General features: G+C 66.0%; 20 protein-coding genes, 2 tRNA genes and 1 pseudogene. 3 read left to right on the plus strand and 20 right to left on the minus strand.

All coding sequences use genetic code 11. From position 1 onward, the window contains the following. Positions 1 to 308: 308 nt before the first annotated feature. The 12 genes and pseudogenes from ndk to clpX all read right to left on the minus strand — a co-directional run bounded on the left by ndk (position 309) and on the right by clpX (position 15649). On the minus strand, positions 309 to 719 hold the full coding sequence (ndk, locus tag MAAFP003_RS18840) for a nucleoside-diphosphate kinase (RefSeq protein WP_096289321.1): 411 nt from the start codon (positions 717 to 719) through the stop codon (positions 309 to 311). Between the two features lie 29 nt (positions 720 to 748). Beyond that, the gene (locus MAAFP003_RS18845; protein ID WP_096289323.1) at positions 749 to 1126 is read right to left on the minus strand and encodes a DUF4233 domain-containing protein; all 378 of its coding nucleotides are present in this window, start codon (positions 1124 to 1126) and stop codon (positions 749 to 751) included. Beyond that, positions 1123 to 2555, minus strand: a pseudogene (gene folC / locus MAAFP003_RS18850) (bifunctional tetrahydrofolate synthase/dihydrofolate synthase). Before folC ends, MAAFP003_RS18845 begins: the two are co-directional and overlap by 4 nt. Before the next feature lie 27 nt (positions 2556 to 2582). Further along, complete coding sequence (locus tag MAAFP003_RS18855) at positions 2583 to 5240, minus strand: valine--tRNA ligase (RefSeq protein WP_096289327.1); 2658 nt, start codon at positions 5238 to 5240, stop codon at positions 2583 to 2585. Between the two features lie 85 nt (positions 5241 to 5325). Then, positions 5326 to 5958: a LysM peptidoglycan-binding domain-containing protein gene (locus MAAFP003_RS18860; RefSeq protein WP_096289329.1), complete on the minus strand. Its 633-nt coding sequence runs from the start codon at positions 5956 to 5958 to the stop codon at positions 5326 to 5328. Between the two features lie 241 nt (positions 5959 to 6199). Next, positions 6200 to 7456, minus strand: coding sequence for a saccharopine dehydrogenase family protein (locus tag MAAFP003_RS18865; RefSeq protein ID WP_096289331.1), 1257 nt, complete (start codon positions 7454 to 7456; stop codon positions 6200 to 6202). 111 nt (positions 7457 to 7567) lie between these two features. Then, positions 7568 to 8008 carry a transglycosylase family protein gene (locus MAAFP003_RS18870; protein ID WP_165796436.1) on the minus strand — a complete coding sequence of 147 codons (441 nt, stop codon included), beginning with the start codon at positions 8006 to 8008 and terminating at the stop codon, positions 7568 to 7570. Positions 8009 to 9118: 1110 nt separating this feature from the next. Beyond that, a complete protein-coding gene (gene mobA, locus MAAFP003_RS18875) occupies positions 9119 to 9712 on the minus strand; it encodes a molybdenum cofactor guanylyltransferase (RefSeq protein ID WP_096289333.1) in 594 nt (197 codons plus the stop codon). A gap of 12 nt (positions 9713 to 9724) precedes the next feature. Next, positions 9725 to 10819, minus strand: a complete 1095-nt coding sequence (locus MAAFP003_RS18880; protein ID WP_096289335.1) for a 2-oxoacid:ferredoxin oxidoreductase subunit beta — start codon at positions 10817 to 10819, stop codon at positions 9725 to 9727. Between the two features lie 73 nt (positions 10820 to 10892). Next, positions 10893 to 12848 (minus strand): 2-oxoacid:acceptor oxidoreductase subunit alpha, encoded by a 1956-nt coding sequence (locus MAAFP003_RS18885; RefSeq protein WP_096291271.1) that lies wholly within the window; start codon positions 12846 to 12848, stop codon positions 10893 to 10895. A 271-nt stretch (positions 12849 to 13119) separates the two neighbouring features. Continuing rightward, a complete protein-coding gene (locus MAAFP003_RS18890; RefSeq protein ID WP_096289337.1) occupies positions 13120 to 14319 on the minus strand; it encodes an MFS transporter in 1200 nt (399 codons plus the stop codon). A 49-nt stretch (positions 14320 to 14368) separates the two neighbouring features. Continuing rightward, positions 14369 to 15649, minus strand: coding sequence for an ATP-dependent Clp protease ATP-binding subunit ClpX (gene clpX / locus MAAFP003_RS18895; RefSeq protein ID WP_036470433.1), 1281 nt, complete (start codon positions 15647 to 15649; stop codon positions 14369 to 14371). A 288-nt stretch (positions 15650 to 15937) separates the two neighbouring features. Between clpX and mmuM the strand changes: the two genes are divergently transcribed. Next, positions 15938 to 16849: a homocysteine S-methyltransferase gene (mmuM, locus tag MAAFP003_RS18900; RefSeq protein ID WP_423790925.1), complete on the plus strand. Its 912-nt coding sequence runs from the start codon at positions 15938 to 15940 to the stop codon at positions 16847 to 16849. 19 nt (positions 16850 to 16868) lie between these two features. Here mmuM and clpP2 read toward each other — a convergent pair whose 3' ends face one another. From clpP2 to MAAFP003_RS18920, 4 genes are all read right to left on the minus strand, one after another. After that, entirely contained in the window at positions 16869 to 17513 is a 645-nt protein-coding gene (clpP2, locus tag MAAFP003_RS18905) for an ATP-dependent CLP protease proteolytic subunit ClpP2 (protein WP_096289341.1), read from the minus strand. Continuing rightward, a complete protein-coding gene (locus tag MAAFP003_RS18910; RefSeq protein ID WP_090604644.1) occupies positions 17510 to 18100 on the minus strand; it encodes an ATP-dependent Clp protease proteolytic subunit in 591 nt (196 codons plus the stop codon). Before MAAFP003_RS18910 ends, clpP2 begins: the two co-directional genes overlap by 4 nt. Before the next feature lie 126 nt (positions 18101 to 18226). Then, positions 18227 to 19615 carry a trigger factor gene (tig, locus tag MAAFP003_RS18915; protein WP_165796437.1) on the minus strand — a complete coding sequence of 463 codons (1389 nt, stop codon included), beginning with the start codon at positions 19613 to 19615 and terminating at the stop codon, positions 18227 to 18229. 40 nt (positions 19616 to 19655) lie between these two features. Beyond that, positions 19656 to 19732: transfer RNA gene (locus tag MAAFP003_RS18920), tRNA-Pro, on the minus strand. A 134-nt stretch (positions 19733 to 19866) separates the two neighbouring features. On the opposite strand from MAAFP003_RS18920, the gene MAAFP003_RS18925 reads away from it, so the two are divergent. Together MAAFP003_RS18925 and MAAFP003_RS18930 are read left to right on the plus strand one after the other, a co-directional pair. Further along, a tRNA-Gly gene (locus tag MAAFP003_RS18925) sits at positions 19867 to 19937 on the plus strand. 31 nt (positions 19938 to 19968) lie between these two features. Next, a complete protein-coding gene (locus tag MAAFP003_RS18930) occupies positions 19969 to 21159 on the plus strand; it encodes a serine hydrolase domain-containing protein (protein WP_096289345.1) in 1191 nt (396 codons plus the stop codon). 69 nt (positions 21160 to 21228) lie between these two features. Here the strand turns inward: MAAFP003_RS18930 and MAAFP003_RS30230 are convergent, their stop codons facing one another. From MAAFP003_RS30230 to MAAFP003_RS18950, 4 genes are all read right to left on the minus strand, one after another. Further along, on the minus strand, positions 21229 to 21570 hold the full coding sequence (locus MAAFP003_RS30230) for an Mtp family mycobacterial-type pilin (protein WP_480212829.1): 342 nt from the start codon (positions 21568 to 21570) through the stop codon (positions 21229 to 21231). An 86-nt stretch (positions 21571 to 21656) separates the two neighbouring features. Next, a complete protein-coding gene (locus MAAFP003_RS18940; protein ID WP_096289347.1) occupies positions 21657 to 22457 on the minus strand; it encodes an Fpg/Nei family DNA glycosylase in 801 nt (266 codons plus the stop codon). Position 22458: 1 nt separating this feature from the next. Continuing rightward, on the minus strand, positions 22459 to 22938 hold the full coding sequence (locus MAAFP003_RS18945; protein ID WP_096289349.1) for a ribose-5-phosphate isomerase: 480 nt from the start codon (positions 22936 to 22938) through the stop codon (positions 22459 to 22461). A 69-nt stretch (positions 22939 to 23007) separates the two neighbouring features. After that, the gene (locus MAAFP003_RS18950; RefSeq protein ID WP_096289351.1) at positions 23008 to 23631 is read right to left on the minus strand and encodes a mycothiol-dependent nitroreductase Rv2466c family protein; all 624 of its coding nucleotides are present in this window, start codon (positions 23629 to 23631) and stop codon (positions 23008 to 23010) included. Between the last annotated feature and the right edge of the window lie 71 nt (positions 23632 to 23702).

Consider the following 23702-nt stretch of genomic DNA (forward strand, 5'->3'; position numbering starts at 1 on the left):
AAGCCCCCGGGCGCGTCATGTCGACGCGGCCACGCGAGGGCTTCGCTATGTGCCCGGGTCACTTCTCCCGGACTTGTGATGGTCTTGCCCCGAGCGACTTGGCTTGAACCCACTCGGCGCCGTGCTGAATGTCGGCCTGACATGCGGCGCAACATCGCGAGCTGGCAATGGTCGCGCTTGTCTAAGTCTTCATTCGGGTGTCTGACGCCGGTCCGGCGACGTTCACCCGCAGTCAGTATCCCACATCACGCCGCTGGCCCAAACGAGCCTGACCTGGAACCCCGGCGACGGGGCGTGGGTCTAAGGGCCTAAGCGCCGGGAAACCATAGCGCGATTTCGCGCTTGGCTGAATCGACCGAGTCGGATCCGTGCACCAGATTCAGCTGCGTTTCCAGCCCGAAATCGCCGCGGATGGAGCCGGGGACGGCCTTCTCCACCGGGTCGGTACCCCCCGCGAGCTGCCGAAACGCCGCGATGGCGCGCGGTCCCTCGACGATCGCCGCCACGACTGGTCCCGACGTGATGAAGTCGAGTAGCGAGTCGAAGAACGGCTTGCCGTCGTGCTCGGCGTAGTGCTGCGTGGCCAGTTCTTTGCTGACGCTGCGCAGCTCAAGCGCCGCGATCGCGAGGCCCTTGCGCTCGATGCGGCTGATGATCTCGCCGATCAGCCGCCGTTCGACGCCATCGGGCTTGATCAGTACCAGGGTCCGTTCCGTCACGGCGGTCAGCGTACAGAAAGAATCGCGACTCAGCCCGGCGGTGTTTGCCGCTGACGCCGGCGGACCTCGGCGCGGAAGTACGCGATCAGCAGCCACAGCCCGGTGAACAACACGCCGATGAATCCGATGCCGGAGTACACCGCGAACCCGGCGAGGACGACGAGCTGCACGCTCAGGTTCACCCAGATCGCCCAGGACCTGCCCTGCACTCCGGACAGCACGATGAGCAACCCGGCCACGCTGACCAGATAGCCCAGGGACACCGAGGTCAGTCCGCCGCCGACCGCGCCGACCACCGGGATCGCCAACAACACCACGATCGCCTCCAGGATCAGCGTCGCGGCCATCACGCCCCGGAAGCTCTTCCAGGGGTCGGCCGGCGGCGGACTCTGCTCGCTATCGGTCATTCGGGGTCACGACCAAACAAGGTACGCGCCGCCCCAGCGGTGAACACCGAGCCGGTGATCACCATCCCGGTGCCGGAAAACTCTTCCGCCTCGCCCTCGGCGGCGGCGTCGTCGACCAGCGCGGTCGCGACGTCGATCGCGTCACGAAGGTTTTCGGCGGTCAACACCCGGTCGGGCCCGAACCGCTGCTGGGCGGCCAGCGACAGCGCCTCGACATCCAGTGCCCGCGGCGACCCGTTGTGGGTCACGACGACGGCATCGAACGCCGGCTCCAGCGCGGCCAGGATGCCGTCGACGTCCTTGTCGGCCATCACGGACAGGACCCCGACCAGGAAGCGAAAGTCGAACTCACTGTCCAGCGTCTGCGCTAGCGCGGCCGCTCCGGCGGGATTGTGCGCGGCGTCGATGAAAGCCGTTGGCGCGCTGCGCATGCGCTCCAGCCGGCCCGGACTGGTGACAGCAGCGAAACCGGCCCGCACCGCCTCGACGTCGAGCTGACGCTGCGTCCCGGCGCCGAAGAAGGCCTCGACCGCCGCCAGAGCCACCACCGCGTTGTGCGCCTGGTGCTCGCCGTGCAGCGGCAGGTACATGTCGGAGTACACCCCGCCGAGGCCCTGCAGCTCCAGGACCTGCCCGCCGATTGCGACCCGACGGCTCAGCACCGCGAACTCCGAGTCCTCACGCGCGACGGCGGCATCGGCCGAAACAGTCTGTGCCAGAATCACTTCCATCGCCTCCGGCACTTGGCGGGCGATGACCGCGACGGTATCGGGCGCACCTTCTGGAGCCTTGGTGATGATGCCCGCCTTCTCGCCCGCGATCCCGGCGATGTCCTCACCGAGGTATTCGACGTGGTCGATGCCGACCGGGGTGATGACCGCGACGGGCGCGTTGATCACGTTGGTGGCATCCCAGCTCCCACCCATGCCGACCTCGACCACGGCGACCTCGACGGGCGCATCGGCGAAGGCCGCGAATGACATCGCCGTCAGCACCTCGAACTTGCTCATCGCCGGACCACCCGCGGCCTGCGACTGCGCGTCGATCATCTGGACGAACGGCTCGATCTCGCGGTAGGTCGCCACGTATTGCGCTGGGCTGATCGGCTTTCCGTCGATCGCGATGCGCTCGATCGCCGACTGCAGATGCGGGCTGGTGGTGCGGCCGGTGCGCCGGTGCAGCGCGGTCAGCAGCGCGTCGATGATGCGCACCACCGACGTCTTTCCGTTGGTCCCCGCGACGTGGATCGACGGATAACCGAGCTGCGGCGAGCCGAGCAGATCCATCAGGGCGCTGATACGGGTCAGGCTCGGTTCGATTTTCGTCTCGGGCCAACGCTGGTCCAGCAGGTGCTCGACCTGTAACAGGGACGCGATCTCGTCCGGCGTCGGAGCGGCATCCGGCGCCGGAGCAGAGCTGGTGGCCCCAGGTTCGTCGAGCCAGTCGGGCTCGTCGGTCATTGCAGCCCGGCCAGCCGGGTGTTGATGCGTTCGGTTTCCTCTTGGGCAACCCGCTGACGATCGCGGATCTTGGTGACGACTTGTTCCGGCGCCTTGGCCAGGAAGTCAGTGTTACCCAATTTTGCTGCAGTGGAGGCCAATTCCTTCTGCGCTGCGGCCAAGTCCTTTTCCAGGCGGCGGCGCTCGGCGGCGACGTCAATGGTGCCCGACGTGTCGAGTTCGACGACGACGGTGCCGCCGTTCAGCCGAACTTCCACCGATGCCGACGGGTTGAACTCGGCGCCCGGCGCGGTGAGCCACGCCAGCGATGTCACCGCGGACACTTGAGTGCTCAGACCGCTGTCCTCGACTCCGGCCAGCCGGGCCGGCACCTTCTGCCGGTCGGCCAGACCCTGGTCGCTGCGGAACCGGCGAACCTCGGTGACCAACCGCTGCATATCGCTGACACGCTGCACCGCAACGGAATTCAGGCTGATACCGGAGGGCTTCGGCCACTCGGCGATGACCAGGGACTCCTCACCGGTCAACGCCTGCCATAGCTCCTCGGTTACAAAAGGGATGACCGGGTGCAGCAACCGCAGCAGCGTATCGAGGGCCGCGGCCAGCACCGCGGTGGTGTGGGTGAGCCCGTCGGCGAGCTGCACCTTCGCCACTTCGACATACCAGTCACAGAATTCGTCCCACGCGAAGTGGTAGAGCGCCTCGCAGGCCCGGCTGAACTCGTAGCTGTCGAACGCCGAATCCACCTCGGCGCGAACCCCTTCCAACCGCCCCAGGATCCATCGGTCGGCGTCGGTCAGCTCTGCGACCGGCGGCAGTGTCTTTTCAGGGCGCCATGCCACGCCGTTGAGCAACGCGAAGCGGGTGGCATTGAACAGCTTGGTGACGAAGTTGCGCGACGCGCGGACGGCATCCTCGCCGACGGACAGGTCGCCGCCGGGACTGGCGCCGCGGGCGAGGGTGAACCGCAGCGCATCGGCCCCGAACATCTCCAGCCAGTCCAGCGGGTCGATCACGTTTCCCTTGGACTTGCTCATCTTTCGGCCGAACTCGTCGCGGATCAGCCCGTGCAGGAAGACGTCGGTGAACGGCACCTGCCGTCCGCGGGAACCGCCGAGCGTGATCGCGTCGTCGGCGCCGACAAAGGTGCCGAACATCATCATCCGCGCCACCCAGAAAAACAGGATGTCATATCCGGTCACCAAAACACTTGTCGGATAGAACTTTTCCAGTTCCGGAGTCTTATCCGGCCAGCCCAGCGTGGAGAACGGCCAGAGCGCCGACGAAAACCAGGTGTCCAGCACGTCGGGGTCTTGAGTCCAGCCCTCCGGCGGGGTCTCGTCCGGGCCGACGCAGACCTGTTCGCCGTCGGGCCCGTACCAGATCGGGATGCGGTGGCCCCACCACAGCTGTCGCGAGATGCACCAGTCGTGCATGTCGTCAACCCAACCGAACCAGCGCGGTTCCAGGCTGGCCGGGTGAATCACGGTGTCCCCGTTGCGCACCGCGTCGCCGGCGGCCTTGGCCAGCGACTCCACCCTGACCCACCACTGCAGCGACAGCCGGGGCTCGATCGGTTCGCCACTGCGCTCCGAGTGCCCAACGCTGTGCAGGTAGGGACGCTTCTCCGCGACCACCCGGCCCTGCGCGGCCAGCGCCTCACGAACGGCGACACGAGCTTCGAAGCGGTCCATGCCGTCGAATTGTGTTCCGGTAGCCGCGATCCGGCCCTTGGTGTCGAGGATCGAGATCATCGGCAACTCGTGCCGCAACCCGATCTCGAAGTCGTTCGGGTCGTGCGCAGGCGTGACTTTGACTGCGCCGGTGCCGAATTCGGGGTCCACGTGCTCGTCGGCGACGATGATCAGCTGCCGATCGAGGAATGGGTGCGGCAGCGTGGTGCCGACCAGGTGACGGTAGCGCTCGTCGTCGGGATGCACCGCGACCGCCGTGTCACCGAGCATCGTCTCGACCCGGGTGGTGGCCACCACGATGTGCGGCTGCGAGTCGTCGAGCGACCCGTACCGGAACGACACCAGTTCGCCTTCGACCTCCTGATAGTCGACCTCGATATCGGAGATCGCCGTCTGGAGCACCGGCGACCAGTTGACCAGTCGTTCGGCCTGATAGATCAGCCCCGCGTCGTAGAGCCGTTTGAATATGGCCCGGACCGCGCGGGACAGGCCCTCGTCCATCGTGAACCGGTCGCGGTCCCAGTCGACCCCGTCGCCGAGGCGGCGCATCTGGCCGCCGATGGCGCCGCCGGACTCGCGCTTCCAATCCCAGACCTTGTCGACGAAGAGCTCGCGGCCGAAGTCCTCTTTGGTCTTGCCGTCCACCGCGAGCTGCTTTTCGACGACGCTCTGCGTCGCGATGCCGGCGTGGTCCATTCCCGGCTGCCACAACACCTCGTATCCCTGCATGCGCTTGCGGCGGGTCAGGGCGTCCATCATCGTGTGTTCCAGCGCGTGGCCCATGTGCAGGCTGCCCGTGACGTTCGGCGGCGGCAGCACAATCGAGTACCCGGGCTTGGAACTGGTCGGGTCCGCCTTGAAGTAACCGGCGTCAACCCATTTCTGGTAGATCGCCGACTCCAGCGCGCCGGGATCCCACGACTTGGGCAGGTCGGCGGCGGAGCGGGGGCTGGCGGTCACCGGTCAATTCTAGGAACCGCGACAGGCCCGCGTGTAAGCGCCCGAACACGCGTGTGCTCGGTCACTCTCGGTACCACCGCCCCGATCAGGGAATCGTGAGCACCTGACCGGGGTGGATCAGGTCTGGATCAAAGACACCGCTGGCGTCCGCGATCACCTGATACTTGCTGCCGTCACCGTAGAACCGCTCCGCGATCGCCCACAGCGTGTCGCCGGAGACGACGGTGTAGGTGCGCGGCGCGGGCTCGGGGGGCGCCTCGCCCGCGGGCTCCGGAACGCCGCCGACGGGACCGGACATCGGTTCCGGGGCGGGCTCGGCGACGGGCTCGGACGTATCGGTCGTCGTGTCCGCGGGTTCGGCGGCCGGCGCCGGAGGTGGCGGACCGTCGGTCTCGGTGTGGGTGGACCACGCCGGTCCGTCCGCTGCGTAAAGCACGAGGTTGCAGTCGTCCTGAAGCACCAGCCGCACGTCCTTCTTGCCTTTGGTGTCGGTGTGCCATACCGGCCTGTCCGACGTGTACAGGACGAAATTGCCGTCGCGCTGCACCTCGGCGCGCTGCACGTCTTGGCCGTTGGTCGCCGTCGCCCACAACGCTTCGCCGCGGGCGGCCAGCACGAGGTTGCCGTCGTCTTGCAGCGTCAGCGTGTAGGCCCCGTTCTTGGAAGCCAGCGATTGCCCCCGCTGCAACTGTTGTCCTTCAGTAAGCGTGTCTGACATGGCTTTTCCCTCTCGTGATCTGGGCCGGCGCGATGACGCCGGACACGTCTGCTGGCATACCTCCCTCGACGGAATCGAAACCATCGGAAATCTTCGACGATCGCGCCAGACGTGCTGTGACGCTTGACTACTTCGCGCGGCGCGGTCTGTGGCGACGAATCGTCTCTTGCGGATGTTCGGGCAAGCCGAGTAGGACATTAGTCCGATGCAGTGCCGATCGAAAGCCGTTGTGGCAGCTGGTTTAATCCAACCGCTCGGTCCGCAGCGACACGCCGGCAGCGGGCAGCCGGGTCAGCAGAACGTCACCCATCGCGGCCGCCGGAGTGAGCACACCGCGCAGGTCCGTGAGCTTGTCCCGGTCCAGTGCGAGGGCCAGGCCGCACTCCCCCAGCAACACCGCCGTCGCCTTGTATCCGGGGTCCCCCCGCTGCTCCATCCTCGCCACATACCGGGCACCACGGGTTGTGGTGGTGTAGGTCTCGAGCCGGTAGTAGCCGCGGTCACGCGCCTTTTCGCTCGGACCGGTGCCGGGTTTGGGTGTGATGCGGTCCACCAGCGCGCCCGGCAGCAGCCGGAAGTAGCGACTGCCCAGTCCCAACGAGGCGTTGCCGATCCCGGCCATGATCGCCGACGCCACCGGCGCGAGCGGCGACGAACCCAGGCTCATGTGCTCGGTGTAGCGGAACCGCCGGCCGTATGCCCAATCCTGTAATGCGTTGCTGCGGCGCACGATTCGGGTGTTAATCGACGACATCAGAAAACCGGCTGTCCATACTCCCGTCAGCTCGGGCGCGATATAGCGACCTCGCCGCCAGGGCAGATCGGGCTGCCGCCCGAGTTCGGGTTCGGCGCCGCGATCAGTACTCAGCGTGTAGGGGTCGGCGATCAGGCTGCGGACACCCGGGTCACTGGACGCGGCTCGCAGCACGCCGACGAGCGACGCGACCGTCCCACCGGAGAACCCACCCATCAACGCGCGCATCACGAAGTTGGTGTCGCCGAGCTCGCCAGTGCCGTCGTCTTGTGCCGTCCGGTACAGCGCATAGACCGTCAGATCCGAAGGAACTGAATCGAATCCGCAGCAGTGCACGATGCGGGCGCCGTTGTCGGCGGCTTGCTTGTGATACAGGTCGATGGCCTCGCGGATGAACATCGGCTCGCCGGTCAGGTCCGCGTAGTCGGTGCCCGCCGCGGCGCAGGCAGCCACCAACGGCATTCCATAGCGGGCGTAGGGCCCGACCGTGGTGACGACGACCTGGGTGCGAGCGGCCATCTCGTCCAGGGTCGAGGGCGACGCCGCATCGGCGCTCAGCACCGGCCAGGACTGCGCGGTCTCCCCCAGGCTGTCGCGAACGGCGCGCACGCGATCTTCCGACCTGCCGGCCAAGGCGATCCGCGCACCGGCTCCGGCGCGTGCCAGGTATTCGGCGGTGAGCTTCCCGACGAAGCCGGTCGCCCCGTACAGCACGATGTCGAATTCACGCCCCGATGCGGTCATCGTCGCGACGGTACCGGATCGACATCGGCTGATCCGCGGCCGCGCGTACCCGCGGCTTCCTCAACAGAAAATGCCGGGCACAAGGCCCGGCATTTTCTGTGGTCGTTGAGGTCAGCCGCGACGGCCGCAGACCGGCCACGCGCCGATCCCCTGCGAGTGCAGCACGTTTTCGGCCACCCGGATCTGCTCCTCGCGGCTCGCGCCGGACGGGGAACCCGACCCACCGTTGGCACGCCAGGTGCTCGGGGTGAACTGCAGGCCACCGGAGAAGCCGTTGCCGGTACTGATCCCCCAGTTGCCACCCGACTCGCACTGCGCGATGGCATCCCAGTTCACGCTGTACGCCTTGAGGTCAAAGCCCACCGGCGCAGGCGGCGGGGCGTCCGGTGCCGGAGGCGGCGGAACGTCGAAGCCCACCGGCGCGGGCGCGCCGGGAGCCGGGGCGTCGGGAGCCGGCGGCGGGGGCACATCCGCGCTCGCGGTGGCGGACGGAAGCGTCACCAGCGAACCTGTGATAGCAGCGAGGATGAGCGTCTTACGGACGTTTTTCAAAGCGTTCCTTTCGCGAGTGCGCGCGCCAAAGCAAACCCACGGATGGGTTTAGGTGGTTCGTGAAGTGGAAATAGGTGCTCTGGACCATGCCGTCTCGTTCCGGCACGACAGCGAGGGCAGGGTCTGCCCAGCAGGCACAAAGCCGCTGGCTGCCAGGCGGCGATAGCCGTCCGCAACCTCGCTCACACACGGGTATGTGGATTAAATTTTGTTTAACCCCTTTCGGGCTAAAAGGCACCGTATGGGACTAGGAAGCATTCGTCATATCCGACACGCCGATATCTCGGAACAATAACGAGCAGATCACGACGTGAACCGAGAATAATTTATGCAGGTCAGCGACGCCTTTTCTTCGCAAACTCCCAGGTCAAGATCATGCCGTTTTCGTGACTCGAATCACGCACATTTTGTGAGCTGGGCCACCCGTTTGCCAGACAGTCGAGGTATCAGCCGGTTCCGCTTGCCGGCAGCCGCGACCGAGATCGATCGGCCGGCACGAGAACATTGATCTTGATCGGTTCAGCTCGACTCGAATCACTCCAAAAAATATGCCGCTAGCAGCTGAAACATGCTCTTCCACAACGCCGTTGGTCGACGCAAGCGCGGGGCACCCAAACCACGGGCGTTAGCATCGCGTAAACATGTCTCGACAACCGTTTCAGTCGAGTTACGCAGTGCTTCAACGGCTTTAGCGAGAAATATGCCCAGCGACGCCGCAACGTCCGTCCGGCGCGTCGGCCGTCGCGCCTAAGGCCAGAAGGTGCGCGGCGCACCCCCCGCATTTACACAAAGCAATTTGCTGGAGAAAATCTGCCTCGCTCCTTCAGCGGCCCACATGACCGTGCCGGTGACGACCCGGCCCCGCCGGCGGGCTGAGCAGTGCTCGAAAACTATTGTGGCACAACGTGATCCGCTGCTGATGGAATCGCCCTGATTCCGGCACATGCGGCAATAACGCGCCGACCAGCCGGATATTCCCTGCATTTGAATCGCAAACAAGGATGAACGAACGGTTAACTGATCGCGCATTTAAGCGATTTCTTTATCGCGATAAATCCAGATGAAACCGAATAACTAATCTCAAGAATGGCGAAAACTCGCCGGGGCGCGTCAGGCGCCGGGAAGGACCAGGGCGCGCAACTCGGCGTCGGTATTGACGTTGGTCAACGCACGTGAATCCGGCAGCACGATCTGCTGGGCGTCGGACGCGTCGATCAGCGCGCTCATCCTGCGCTCCCCGGTGGCCACCAGTGCATCGATGCGGTCGGCCAGAACGGTGCGGTACACCGCGGCCAGGAAGTGGCTGCGGCCGTCCCAAGGCACGATCACTTCGGCGTTGGTCTTGGTGGCGAGGGCCATCAGCTCGTCGATCAATTCCGGTGTCAGCAGCGGCATGTCGACCGCGCAGACGAAGGCGAACTGGGCACCCGCCGCCGCGGCGGCGCGCAGTCCTCGCCCGGTTGCGGGCAGCGGCCCCAACCCCTGGATCTCGTCACGGATGACATGCGCCGCTAGCTTAGGCAGCGGCTGGCCCGGCGCTGCGACGACGAATACCGGCTCACAGCGCTGCGCCACGACACCGACGACATACTCGGCCATCGTGGCGGCTCCGCCGGGACCCGGCAGGGTGGCCTTATCGCGGCCCATGCGCCGCGATTCGCCCCCGGCGAGTACTACTGCGGCCAATGACACTGCATCGGACACGAGCGCAGCCCCTTAGTCGACGGTCCAGGTGTCACGCCCGCGCAGGAGAGACTGCAGCGCGGCCGCGTCGTACGCGGTGGCGGCCCGGGCCGCGGCGACCTGAGCGCGGGCCGCGTCGTCGTAGGTGGGCCGCGAGACATCCCGGAAGATGCCCAGCACGGTGTGATCGAGGTTCTGGTCCGACAGCCGCGACAGCGCGAACGCGTAGGCCGGGTCGTCGGTGTGCGCGTCGTGCTTGACGATCTCCTCGACGGCCACATCGGCGGTCTTGGCGGCCTCGAGACTGAAGCCCGATTTCACCACGCAGTATTCGCCATTGGCGCCGAACACAATTGGCTCGCCGTGACGCACGTTGATCACGCGGTCCTCGGCTCCTTCTTTACGCAGCGCGTCGAACGATCCGTCGTTGAAGATCGGGCAGTCCTGCAGGATCTCGACCACCGCGGCACCGCGGTGCTCTGCGGCACCGCGCAACACCTCGGTCAGCCCGGCGCGGTCGGAGTCCAGCGCCCGACCGACGAAGGTCGCCTCGGCGCCCAGTGCCAGCGACACCGGGTTGAACGGGTGATCCAGGGAACCCATCGGCGTCGACTTGGTGATCTTGCCGACCTCGGACGTCGGTGAGTACTGGCCCTTGGTCAACCCGTAGATCCGGTTGTTGAACAGCAGGATGGTGATGTTGACGTTGCGGCGCAGCGCGTGGATCAGGTGGTTGCCGCCGATCGACAGCGCGTCGCCGTCGCCGGTGACAACCCAGACCGACAGGTCCTCGCGGGAAAGCGCCAGGCCGGTCGCGATCGCCGGCGCGCGGCCGTGGATCGAGTGGAACCCGTAGGTCTCGAGGTAGTAGGGGAAGCGGCTCGAGCAGCCGATACCGCTGATGAACACGATGTTCTCGCGGCGCAGGCCGAGGTCCGGCAGGAAGTTGCGGATCGTGTTGAGGATGACGTAGTCACCGCAGCCCGGGCACCAGCGGACCTCTTGGTCACTGGTGAAGTCCTTGCCCTTCTGCGGCTGATCGGTGGTGGGCACACCATCGTTCTTCTTCAACCTCGGAGTCAAGCCGAGGTCGGTGCCCGCCAGGTCGCCGCTGATCGCGTTAGTCACGAGCGCCGCTCCTCCCCATCGCTTTGTCCCCCGCCAGCGGGAGGTAGCCCCACTGCATCGTCGCCGTCACGCGTCATGCGTTAGCTCCAACCGTTGCTGCCGCCATTCTGGCGACCATCGCTTTGTCTTGCTCGATCTCGGCCAGGGTCCCGGCCAGGGCCGCGCGGATGAGCCGTCCGACCTCGTCGGCGAGGAAGGCAACGCCTTGCACCTTGGTGACCGACTGCACGTCGACCAGGTACTTGGCGCGCAGCAGCATTGCCAGCTGCCCCAAGTTCATCTCCGGTGCCACCACCCTCGGGTACCGACGCAGCACGTCGCCGAGGTTGGCGGGAAACGGATTGAGATAACGCAGGTGGGCGTGGGCGACCTTGATGCCCTTGCGCCGCGCGCGCCGGCAGGCTTCACCGATCGGGCCGTACGAGCTGCCCCAGCCGATCAGCAACAGCTCGGCATCCCCGGTCGGGTCGTCGACTTCCAGGTCGGGCACCGAGATCCCGTCGATCTTGGCCTGGCGCAGCCGAACCATCAAGTCGTGGTTGACCGGCTCGTAAGAGATTGCGCCCGAACCGTTTGCGGCCTCCAGGCCGCCGATCCGGTGCTCCAGACCCGGCGTGCCCGGAACGGCGAACTGGCGGGCCAGCGTCTCCGGGTCCCGCGCGTAAGGCTGGAAGGGCTCGTCGGGCTTGGCGAAGTTGTGCGTGATCGGCTTCAGCGTCGAGACGTCCGGGATCTTCCACGGCTCCGAGCCGTTGGCGATCGCGCCGTCGGACAACAGGATCACCGGCGTGTGGTAGGACACCGCGATGCGCACCGCCTCCAGGGCGGTCTCGAAGCAGTCGGACGGCGACCGCGGCGCCAGCACCGCCACCGGTGACTCGCCGTTACGGCCATAGAGCGCCTGCAGCAGGTCGGCCTGCTCGGTCTTGGTGGGCAGGCCGGTCGAGGGTCCGCCTCGCTGCACGTCGATGACCAGCAGCGGCAGTTCGGTCATCACGGCCAGGCCGAGTGCCTCGGATTTCAGCGAGATACCCGGCCCGGAGGTGCTGGTCACGCCCAGCGCGCCGCCATACGAAGCCCCGATCGCGGCGCAGATGCCGCCGATCTCGTCTTCGGCCTGGAAGGTGATCACGTTGAAGTTCTTGTGCCTGGACAGCTCGTGCAGGATGTCCGACGCCGGCGTGATCGGGTAGCTGCCGAGCACGACCTGAATGCCGGACAGCTGGCCGGCCGCCACGATGCCGTAGGCCAGCGCGGTGTTGCCGGAGATCTGACGGTATTCGCCGGTGGGCAGGGTCGCCCGGGACACCTCATACGTGGTGCCGAAGGCCTCGGTGGTCTCGCCGTAGTTCCAGCCTGCCTTGAGCGCGAGCACATTGGCCTCGGCGACGTCGGGCTTGCGGACGAACTTCTCCCTGATGAAGTTCTCGCTGGTCTGGATCGGTCGCCCGTACATCCACGACAACAGGCCGAGCGCGAACATGTTCTTGGCGCGCTGTCCGTCTTTCTTGGACGCGCCGATCGCCTCGACGGCGCCGAGCGTCAGCGTGGTCATCGCGACGGAGTGCACCACATAGTCGGACAGCTCGTCGGTCTCCAACGGGTTTGCTACGTAACCGACCTTGGTCAGGTTTCGCTTGGTGAATTCGTCGGAGTTCGCGATCACCATTCCGCCGCGCGGCAGGTCGCCGATGTTGGCCTTCAGCGCGGCCGGGTTCATCGCGACGAGCACGTCGGGCCGGTCGCCGGCGGTCAAGATGTCGTAGTCGGCGATTTGAATCTGGAATGACGAGACCCCGGGCAATGTGCCTGCGGGGGCGCGGATCTCGGCGGGATAGTTCGGCTGGGTCGCGAGGTCATTGCCGAACAGCGCGGCCTCCGAGGTGAACCGGTCACCGGTTAGCTGCATACCGTCGCCGGAATCGCCGGCGAATCGGATGACGACCTGTTCCAGGCGTTGACGGTCCGACCCGACAAGAGGGGCCCCGCCATGAGAATCTGACCCGGCTCCACTGCCGTTCGGATCCACGTCTCCGCCTTCCATTTGTTAACCGGACAGGCACACTGCCGAAGTTTCAGGTTACGCGCCGTCAAAGTGAGTCCCACGCACTTAGGGTTGTATGAGACTCGTAGTACCAATTATTGCACTGGTTTTCGTGTCACAAGGACATCCTTGGCTACGCGTACTTACCAATATCTTAAGCAAAACACGTAGTCAGCAAGGGCTACCGACGAGTACGACACAAAACTGTGGTCTTGGTCACGTCGTCGCCAATGCGTTTGTCTGCCGTAATCGATCGTTATCCGGCATGTTGTTCACGCACCGCCGTCTCCGGCATCGCGAGCAGATACAGCACGAAACCCGCACCGGCGAGGCCGCCCAGAGCCAAGAAGGCGACGTTGTAGCCGGCCGCGACCACGATGGCGCCCGCGGCGTAGTTCGACACCGCGGCACCCAATCCGGTCGCCGCTGTGATCGCTCCCAGGCTGAGGTTGAATCGGCCCGTCCCATGGGTCACGTCTTGCACGACGAGAGGAAACAGCGCCCCGAAAATGCCGGCACCCACCCCGTCCAGTAGCTGTACGCCGACCAACCAATACGAATTGCCCGACAGCGGGTAGAGAAAGCCGCGAGCCGTCAGAATCGCGAATCCGAATAAAAAGATCGGCTTTCGTCCCCAGGAGTCGGCCTTGGCGCCGGCCAAATAGGCAACCGGCACCATCACCACTTGCGCCGCGACGATGCAGAGAGCCATCAGCGCGGTCCCGACTTGCTTGTTATGCAGCGCGAGCAACTGGCCGACCAGCGGCAGCATCGCGGCGTTCGCAAAATGAAACGCGACAACCGAGGCGGCGAAGATCATCAGCCTGCGGTTGTGCCACAGCACGCTCAGGTGTGAGGGCTCGGTGTGCTGCGCGCCGGGCACGTGATCCATGCCCCGGGCGACGTCATGGTCGATGGCATCGCGCGGGATACCCAGGGTCGCGGCGATGCTGGCCGCCGCCATCACGGCAAGCACCCAGAAGACCACCGCCGGACCGAAGAAATAGGCCAGCCCCCCGGTAATGGCTGCGGCCGTGGCGTTTCCGGCATGGTTGAACGACTCGTTGCGGCCGATTCGGCGCGAGAACCATCTCGGCCCGACGATGCCCAGGGTGATCGCGGCCAGCGCCGGCGCGAATACCGAGCCGGCGATTCCGGCCAGCACCTGCAGCACCGAGATCGAGTAGAAGCCGGGAAACATCGGCATCGCCAGCGACGCGACCGTGACTGTCGAGGCACCGGCGATGATCAGGGCTCGCTTGGCGGTGGTGTTGTCGACCAGCGCGCCCACCGGTGCCTGCGCAAGAATGCCGCCGACACCGCCGATCGCCATGACGAAGCCGATCGACTCCTGGTCCCAGTGGTGGGTCAGCAGCAGGTAGATCGAGAGATAGGGCCCCAGCCCGTCGCGCACGTCGGCCAGCAGGAAATTCAGCAGGTCCAGCGGACGAGCCAGTCGGCGCGGAACTGCGTCGCTGGACGGAACGGGCGTGCCCGAGTCCTAGTTAGGCGCTCTTGTCGCGGCGCTCGGTGCGCGAGGGCTTACGCGGCACGATCGTCGGCAAGACGTTGTCCTGCACGGTCTCCTTGGTCACGACCACCTTGGCGACGTCGTCGCGGCTCGGGATGTCGTACATCACCGGCAGCAGCACCTCTTCCATGATGGCGCGCAAGCCGCGGGCACCGGTGCCGCGGTGGATCGCCTGGTCGGCGATCGCCTCGAGCGCGTCGTCGCTGAACTCCAGCTCGACGCCGTCCATCTCGAACAAGCGGGTGTATTGCTTGACCAGCGCGTTCTTCGGCTCGGACAGGATCTTGACCAGCGACTCCATGTCGAGGTTGGTGACCGAGGCGACGACCGGGAGCCGGCCGATGAACTCGGGTATCAGACCGAACTTGATCAGGTCCTCGGGCATCACTTCGGCGAAGTGGTCCGTGGTGTCGATCTCGGCCTTGGAACGAACCTCGGCGCCGAAGCCCAGGCCGCGCTTGCCGACGCGCTCGTAGATGATCTTCTCCAGACCGGCGAACGCACCCGCGACGATGAACAGCACGTTGGTGGTGTCGATCTGGATGAACTCCTGGTGCGGGTGCTTGCGGCCACCCTGCGGCGGAACCGACGCCTGCGTGCCCTCCAGGATTTTCAGCAGGGCCTGCTGGACGCCTTCGCCGGAGACATCGCGAGTGATCGAAGGGTTCTCGCTCTTGCGGGCGATCTTGTCGACCTCGTCGATGTAGATGATGCCGGTCTCGGCGCGCTTGACGTCGTAGTCGGCGGCCTGGATCAGCTTGAGCAGAATGTTCTCGACGTCCTCACCGACGTAACCGGCTTCGGTCAGCGCGGTGGCGTCCGCGATGGCGAACGGCACGTTGAGCATCTTGGCCAGGGTCTGGGCGAGGTAGGTCTTGCCGCAGCCGGTGGGGCCGAGCATCAAGATGTTGGACTTGGTCAGCTCGACCGGCTCGCACCGGGAGTCACGGCCCTTTTCGCCGGCCTGAATTCGCTTGTAGTGGTTGTAGACCGCGACGGCCAGCGTGCGCTTGGCGGTGTCCTGCCCGATCACGTAGCCCTCGAGGAACTCCCGGATCTCAGCGGGCTTGGGGAGCTCGTCGAGCTTGACGTCGTCGGCGTCCGCCAGCTCCTCTTCGATGATCTCGTTACAAAGATCGATGCACTCATCGCAGATGTAGACCCCGGGGCCCGCAATGAGTTTCTTGACCTGCTTCTGACTCTTTCCGCAGAATGAGCACTTCAGCAGATCACCGCCGTCTCCGATGCGCGCCATGGTGCCTCAGTGCCTACTTCCTGTTGCCGTACGTCTTTTAACGTGCCGCATGTATTCCCCCGACGCTACCCGTTGGATCGGGCCCGCCGCGACCATTAGCGCCGAATCGCGTCGGTGGTATTCATGCCTGTCCGAAAACATATAGCCCGACAACCCCCGTCACTGCCGCAGACGCGCTTTCCGTGTCTTTGGCGTGTCGCGGTCGTTACCCCACCGAGGCTGCTAACACCAAACGGGCTGGTTGCCAGGCCACCACCATACAGTGGCCAGGTGGGATTGGCTGGGGGAATTTTCAGGGCGGACGAATCGGTCCTGATCAGCGATGGCGGTCTGGCCACCGAGCTGGAAGCACGCGGTCACGACCTGTCCGACCCGCTGTGGTCGGCGCGGCTGCTGGCCGATGCCCCGGAGGAAATCGTCGCGGTGCATGCCGCTTACTTTCGGGCCGGCGCCGCGATCGCGACGACCGCCAGCTATCAGGCGTCGTTCGACGGCTTTGCGGCCCGCGGGTTCGACCGCGACCGCTCCGCCGAATTGTTGCGCCGCAGTGTCGAACTCGCCCGGGTGGCGCGCGAAGAGAACGGCGCCGCCGGCCTTCTCGTCGCCGCCTCGGTCGGGCCCTATGGCGCAATGCTGGCCGACGGATCCGAATACCGGGGTCGCTACGGCCTCTCGGTTGAGGCGCTGCGGCGCTGGCATCGGCCGCGACTGGAGACCCTGGCCGCGGCCGGCCCCGATGTGCTCGCCTGCGAAACCGTGCCGGACGCCGACGAGGCCCAGGCGCTGGTCGACTTGGTGCGTACGGTCGGCGTGCCGGCCTGGCTCAGCTACACGATCGACGGGCCGACCACGCGTGCCGGCCAGCCGCTCGCCGAGGCGTTCGCGGTGGCTGCCGGGGTCGACGAGATCGTCGCGGTCGGTGTCAATTGCTGCGCACCCGACGACGTGCTGGGAGCCATCGAGATCGCCTCGACGCTGGGCAAGCCGGTGATCGTCTACCCGAACAGCGGCCAACGGTGGGACGGCCATGGTTGGACCGGAACGTCGCGGTTCTCCGCCGGACTCGTCCGGCAGTGGATCGCCGCCGGCGCGCGCATCGTCGGCGGATGCTGCCGGGTCGGGCCCACCGACATTGCCGACATTGCCGATGTTCGCCGAGTGTGCACTCAGCGCGAAACCGCCGCCGAAAATTCGCAGTGAGCGCACGTTCGGCGCAAACTCATGCCGTTTGAGCGGACAGCTTCCGGTACTCGAGAACGGTGTCGATGATCCCGTAGTCCTTGGCCTCTTCGGCGGTCAGGATCTTGTCCCGGTCGGTGTCCTTACGGATGACCGAGGGCTCCTTATTGGTGTGCCGGGCCAGCGTGGTCTCCATCAGCGTGCGCATCCGCTCGATCTCGGCGGCCTGGATCTCCAGGTCGGAGAATTGCCCCTGGATCACTCCCTGCAGCGATGGCTGGTGGATCAGCACCCGCGCGTTGGGCAGCGCCATCCGCTTGCCCGGCGTGCCGGCGGCCAGCAGCACCGCCGCGGCCGAGGCGGCCTGACCCAGGCAAACCGTCTGGATGTCGGCGCGCACGTACTGCATGGTGTCGTAAATCGCCATCAGCGAGGTGAATCCGCCACCGGGCGAGTTGATGTACATGGTGATGTCGCGGTCGGGGTCCAGCGACTCCAACACCAGCAACTGCGCCATGATGTCGTTCGCTGAGGCGTCGTCGACCTGCACGCCGAGGAAGATGATGCGTTCCTCGAACAGCTTGTTGTACGGGTTGGATTCCTTGACGCCGAAGCTCGAGTGCTCGATGAACGACGGCAGGATGTAGCGCGCCTGGGGCTGGGTTTCGGGGTTCTGGAAACTCATCGGGCTTCTCCATTGGTGATGTGGGCGGCGCGGGTGATGATGTGGTCAACGAAGCCGTATTCCAGGGCCTCCTGCGCGGTGAACCACCGGTCGCGGTCGGAGTCGGCCTCGATGCGCTCGATCGACTGACCGGTGAACTCCGCGTTCAGCCGGAACATCTCCTTCTTGATGACGTGGAATTGCTCGGCCTGAATGGCGATGTCGGCCGCGCTACCGGTCACCCCACCCAGCGGCTGGTGCATCAGGATGCGGGCGTGCGGCAGCGCGTAGCGCTTGCCCTTGGTCCCCGCCGCCAACAGGAACTCGCCCATCGACGCGGCCATCCCCATCGCGTAGGTGGCGATATCGCACGGCGCCAGCACCATCGTGTCGTAGATCGCCATGCCCGCGCTGATCGATCCGCCCGGGGAGTTGATGTAGAGGTTGATGTCCTTGTCGCTGTCCTCGGCGGCGAGCAGCAGAATCTGCGCGCACAACCGGTTGGCGACCTCGTCGTTCACCTCCGAACCCAGGAAGATGATGCGCTCGGAGAGCAAGCGCTCATAGACCGAGTCCGTGAGGTTGAGACCCACCGAATTCGAACGCATATCAGTCACGACTGGGTTACCTGCTTTCTTTGCGATCTGTACTGACGACACTAACCAACCAAGCGCAGCGTTTCGCGGCCACGCACCCCCGAAACGGGCGCGTTCGCTCACAGCGTCACGGTCGGGTCATTCCTCGCTGGACTCTTCGGCCGCGTCGTCAGCGTCCTCTGCGTCCTCGGCATCGGCGTTCTTGGTGCGGTCCGGGAAGAACTCGCTCGTGTCGATGGTGTTGCCGTCGGTGTCGGTGACGGTCGCCTTGGACACCACCGCGGCGATCGCCAGACCGCGCCGCACATCGGCGAACATGGCCGGCAGCTGGTTGTTTTCCTGAAGATAGGAGAACAGTTGTTGCGGCTCGATGCCGTACTGCCGCGACGTGGCCACCAGTCGCTCGGTCAGGTCATCCTGGCCGACCTGGACTTCCAATTCATCGGCCAGCGCGTCGAACAACAGCTGGCGCTGGACGTCCTTCTCTACCGCGGCGCGCGTCTCGGTTTCGAACTCCTCGCGCGTCTTGCCCTGCTCGGCAAGCACCTCCACGAACTTGGCTTCGTCATGGTTGACGCTGTCGATGGCGCCGTGCATGGCGCTGTCGAACTGCTCGGCGACGATGCCCTCCGGCAGTGGCACCTCGACCTGCTCAAGCAGGGCGTCCATCGTGGCTTCCTGAATCTTGCCCGCCTGCTCGGCGCGCTTGAGGTTGGCCACTTGATCGCGCAGATTGCTGCGCAACTCCTCAATCGTGTCGAATTCGCTTGCCAGTTGCGCGAATTCGTCGTCCGGCTCGGGCAGTTCGCGTTGCTTGATCGTCTTGACGGTAACGGTCACCAACGCGTCCTTGCCGGCGTGTTCGCCGGTGGCCAGCTTGGCGGTGAATTCCTTGGACTCGTCGACGGACAGCCCGACGATCGCGTCATCGAGGCCTTCGATCAGCCGTCCAGAGCCAACCTCATGCGACAGGCCCTGCGCGGCGGCGCCCGGAACCTCCTCGCCGTCGATCGTCGCCGACAGGTCGATCGAGACGAAGTCGCCCTCCGCCGCCGGACGGTCCACTCCGGTCAGGGTGCCGAATCGGGCCCGCAGCGACTGCAGCTCGGCGTCGACATCGTCGTCGCTGACCGCGATCGGGTCCACCGACACCTTCAGCGCACTGAGGTCCGGGAGGGTGATCTTGGGACGGACGTCGACCTCGGCGGTGAATGCGAGGTCCTCGCCGTACTCCTTCTTCGTCACCTCGATTTCGGGCCGGCCGATCGGGTGCACCTCGGTCTCGGTGACCGCTTGTCCATACCGGGTGGGCAGCGCCTCGTTGACGACCTGGTCGAGCATCTCTTCGCGGCCGAAGCGCGCCTCCAGCAACTTCATCGGCACCTTGCCGGGCCGGAACCCGGGCAGCCGGACCTGCCTGGCCAGTTCCTTATAAGCGCGCTGGAAGTCGGGCTCGAGTTCGGTGAACGGCACCTCCACGTTGATGCGCACCCGGGTGGGGCTCAACTGCTCGACGCTGCTCTTCACGGATGTGCTCCTCGTTCTTTGTTTTCGGTGGTGCGGCGCGTGGTCGGGGTGACAGGATTTGAACCTGCGGCCTTCCGCTCCCAAAGCGGATGCGCTACCAAGCTGCGCTACACCCCGCGCTGACCTCGCGATCCTACGGCGCGACGGCGTCGGCCCACCAACGGCCTCGCAGACCTAACAGAGCGGTCACAAGGCCGCGTCGATTAGATTTGATGTTCGCCGCCAGATAAAGTCACGCTCGACTAATACATGCGGGCGTAGCTCAATGGTAGAGCCCTAGTCTTCCAAACTAGCTACGCGGGTTCGATTCCCGTCGCCCGCTCCGGGTAAGTAGTGCTCCACAGAAAGGCGCCATGAGCGACCTGAAACTGGACGTGGACATCAAGGGCTCATGCACGCCGGACTTCGCGGGAGTCCGCGACGCGTTCGAGCGCAACTTTGCCGAGCGTCTGGAGCAAGGCGCGGCCGTCGCGGTATGGGTCGACGGGAACCTCGTCGTCAACCTCTGGGGTGGCTGGGCCGACGCGGCCGGCACCCGGCCCTGGGAGCAAGACACGCTGACGACGGTGCTGTCCGGCACCAAGGGCCTGTCGGCCACCTGTGTGCACCAGCTCATCGACCGCGGTGAACTGGACCTGCACGCGCCGGTAGCGCGCTATTGGCCCGAGTTCGGCCAAGCCGGCAAGCAGGACATCACGCTGGCCATGGTGATGAGCCACCGATCCGGGGTCATCGGACCGCGGGTGCCGATGAGCTGGCAACAGGTCACCGACTGGGACTACGCCTGCGCACAGATCGCCGCCGCCGAACCGTGGTGGGAGCCGGGGACCGCGCAGGGCTACCACATGACGACCTTCGGCTTCATCTGTGGTGAGGTCTTCCGCCGCACGACGGGCCGCACGATCGGTCAGTACCTGCGCACCGAGATCGCCGAGCCGCTGGGCGCCGATATCCACATCGGCCTGTCCGACGCCGAGCAACGGCGTTGCGCCGAGCGGGTGAACAAGCCGCATATGCGCGACCTGCTCACCCATATCCCCAGCGACCCGACCAGCCTGTCCGACCACCCCAAGGCGGGGCTGGCGGTCGCCATGGGCTTCGCGCCCGACGACGAGGTCAGCTCCTACGACCTCGAGCTGTGGCGCCGGCTCGAATTCCCGGGCACCAACGGGCAGGTGTCGGCCCTGGGATTGGCCACGTTCTACAACGCGCTCGCCCAGGAGAAGCTGCTCAGCCGCGAACACATGGATCTGATCCGGGTGTCGCAGGGCGGGCTGGAGAACGATCTGGTGCTCGGCCCCCGTGTCGCCGACCACGGCTGGGGCCTGGGTTACATGCTCAACCAGCGGTGCGTCAACGGCCCGAACCCGCGCATCTTCGGTCACGGCGGGCTGGGCGGCTCGTTCGGGTTCGTCGACCTGGAGCACGGCATCGGCTACGCGTATGTGGCGAACCGCTTCGACGCCACCAAGGCCAACGCGGACCCCCGCAGCCTCGCCCTGTCCAACGCGGTGTACACCGTGCTGGGTGTCGACGTCTGCTGAGTCACCCGAGCTAACCGCGCCCTGCCGGACAACGCCGGCAGGGCGCAGTTGTCACTACGGACGTGTGAATCAGGGGTGCCATCCGGGAGGCGGCGGCGGTCCAGGCGGGCCCCAGCCGGGCGGCGGCGGAGGTCCGGGCGGGCCCCAGCCAGGCGGCGGCGGAGGTCCGGGCGGCCCCCATCCGGGCCCACGGTCCCACGGATTTCCGGGCGGCCCCGGCGGGCCTCCGCGCCAGTCATGGCAGTTGTTCCAGTCCCAGTTGTTGCCCCAGCCCGGGTCCCACCACTCCCCCGGACACCATTGCGGGAACGGGCCGGGCTGTGCCGCAGCCTCGGCGGCCACGCCCACGCCCGCCAGAGCCAACGCGGCTCCCGCGAAAATCGTTGCAGCTAAACGCGGTATCGGTTTCACAAGCGCAACTTCTACCCACGATAAGACGATCGAAAACTAGAGACGCCAGCGTTTCTTCCTGTCAGTTTCCTGGCAGTTCGAACGCGTCACTTTTGGCAGTTCGGGCACCAGAACACGTTGCGGCCCTCGAGGACTGCCGTGCCGATCGGGCCGCCGCACACGCGGCACGCCTCGCCGGCGCGCCGGTACACATACGTGCGGGGGCGGTCGGGTGCATACGACGGCGGGCCGTGGTCGTGTTCGGGGCGCACCACGACGATCTTGCCGCCCCCCAAGCCGACCTTCATCAGCGCGACCAGATCGGTCCATGCGGCGTCGAATTCCGCTTCACCGACCCCTCGCCCGGGCCGGTACGGATCGATGCGATGACGGAACAACAACTCGCTTCGGTACACATTTCCCACCCCGGCGATGACGCCCTGGTCCATCAGCAACGCGCCAATAGGCCTGCGGGACTTCGTGATTCGGTTCCACGCCCACGCCGGGTCGGCATCGCTGCGCAACGGGTCGGGACCGAGCTTCGCGACGACGTCGCTGACCTGAGCCTCGTCGATCACCTCGCACACCGTCGGGCCGCGCAGGTCGGTTCCGAACTCGGCACCGACCATCCGCATCCGCACCTGCCCGACCGGTTCGGGAAGCTCGTCGCAGCGTTGCCATTCGGTGAAGGTGCCGTAGAGACCCAGATGCACGTGCACGATCGGGCCCCCGGCGTAGTGGTGGAACAGGTGCTTGCCCCAGGCGTTGGACGTGCGCAGCACCTGACCGTCGACCACGGACGCCGCATCGGCGAAGCGGCCCTGTGGGCTGGACACGGCGACGGGCGCGCCACCGAAACGCCGTTGGTGCAACCGGGCCAAGCGGTGCAGGGTATGGCCTTCGGGCACCTTAAACCTGCGCGCCGGGCACCGGCGGAGCCTGGTGAGTGCGCTCGTACTCGTCGAGAATGTCGATACGCCGTTGGTGGCGTTCGGCTTTCGACCACGGCGTGGAGAGGAAGGCGTCGACGAATGTCAGCGCCTGGTCGACGGTGTGCATCCGGCCGCCGATGCCGATCAGCTGTGCGTCGTTGTGCTGGCGCGCCAGCGACGCGGTCTCGACGCTCCAGGCCAGCGCGCACCGCGCGCCCGGCACCTTGTTGGCGGCGATCTGCTCGCCGTTGCCCGATCCCCCGATCACGATGCCCAGACTGTCGGGGTCGGCCACCGCGCGGCTCGCGGCGTCGATGCAGAAGGCCGGGTAGTCGTCCTCGGCGTCATAGGTGAACGCGCCGCAGTCGATCGGCTCGTGGCCGGTCTTTTTGAGGTGGTCGATGATCGCTTGCTTGAGCTCGAATCCAGCGTGGTCTGAACCCAGGTAGACGCGCATGACCGCAATCCTTACCTGGTCGCCCGGGCGACGCAACGCGCGGGGTCACGCCGGGCGGCGCCAGACGGCTCAGTCGAACTCGGGCTTTTCGTGGCGCGACCGCTTGAGCTCGAAGAAGTGCGGGTAACCGGCGAAGGTCACCGAGGCGTCCCACAGCTTGCCGGCTTCCTCGCCGCGCGGGATCCGCGACAGCACCGGCCCGAAGAACGCGACGTTGTTCACGTGGATGGTGGGCGTTCCGACGTCGTCGCCCACCGCGTCCATGCCGGCGTGGTGGCTCTTGCGCAGAGCCTCGTCGTACGAGTCGTTGTCGGCGGCGGCAGCCAGCTCGGCCGGCAGGCCGACCTCGTCGAGCGCCAGCTTGATGACGTCACCGAGTTCCTTGTTGCCCTTGTTGTGAATCTGGGTGCCCATCGCGGTGTAGAGCGGGGCCAGCACCTCGGCGCCGTGCGCCTGCTCGGCGGCGATGGCCACCCGCACCGGACCCCAGGCCCGCTTCATGTTTTCGCGGTACTGCTCGGGCAGGTCTTCGCGGTTCTCGTTGAGCACCGCCAGGCTCATCACGTGGAAGTTCACCTCGATGTCGCGCACCTTTTCGACTTCGAGGATCCAGCGCGACGTGATCCATGCCCAGGGGCACAGCGGGTCGAACCAGAAATCGGCCTTGTCTTTCGCGGGGGCCTTCTCGGACATTGCGCAGTCCTCTCGGAAGAGATCGGAAACGGTTAGGGCACCGTTGTGCACAACCGTAGTCGCCGCGCGCG

The organism is Mycobacterium ahvazicum (assembly GCF_900176255.2).
Taxonomy (GTDB): domain Bacteria; phylum Actinomycetota; class Actinomycetes; order Mycobacteriales; family Mycobacteriaceae; genus Mycobacterium; species Mycobacterium ahvazicum.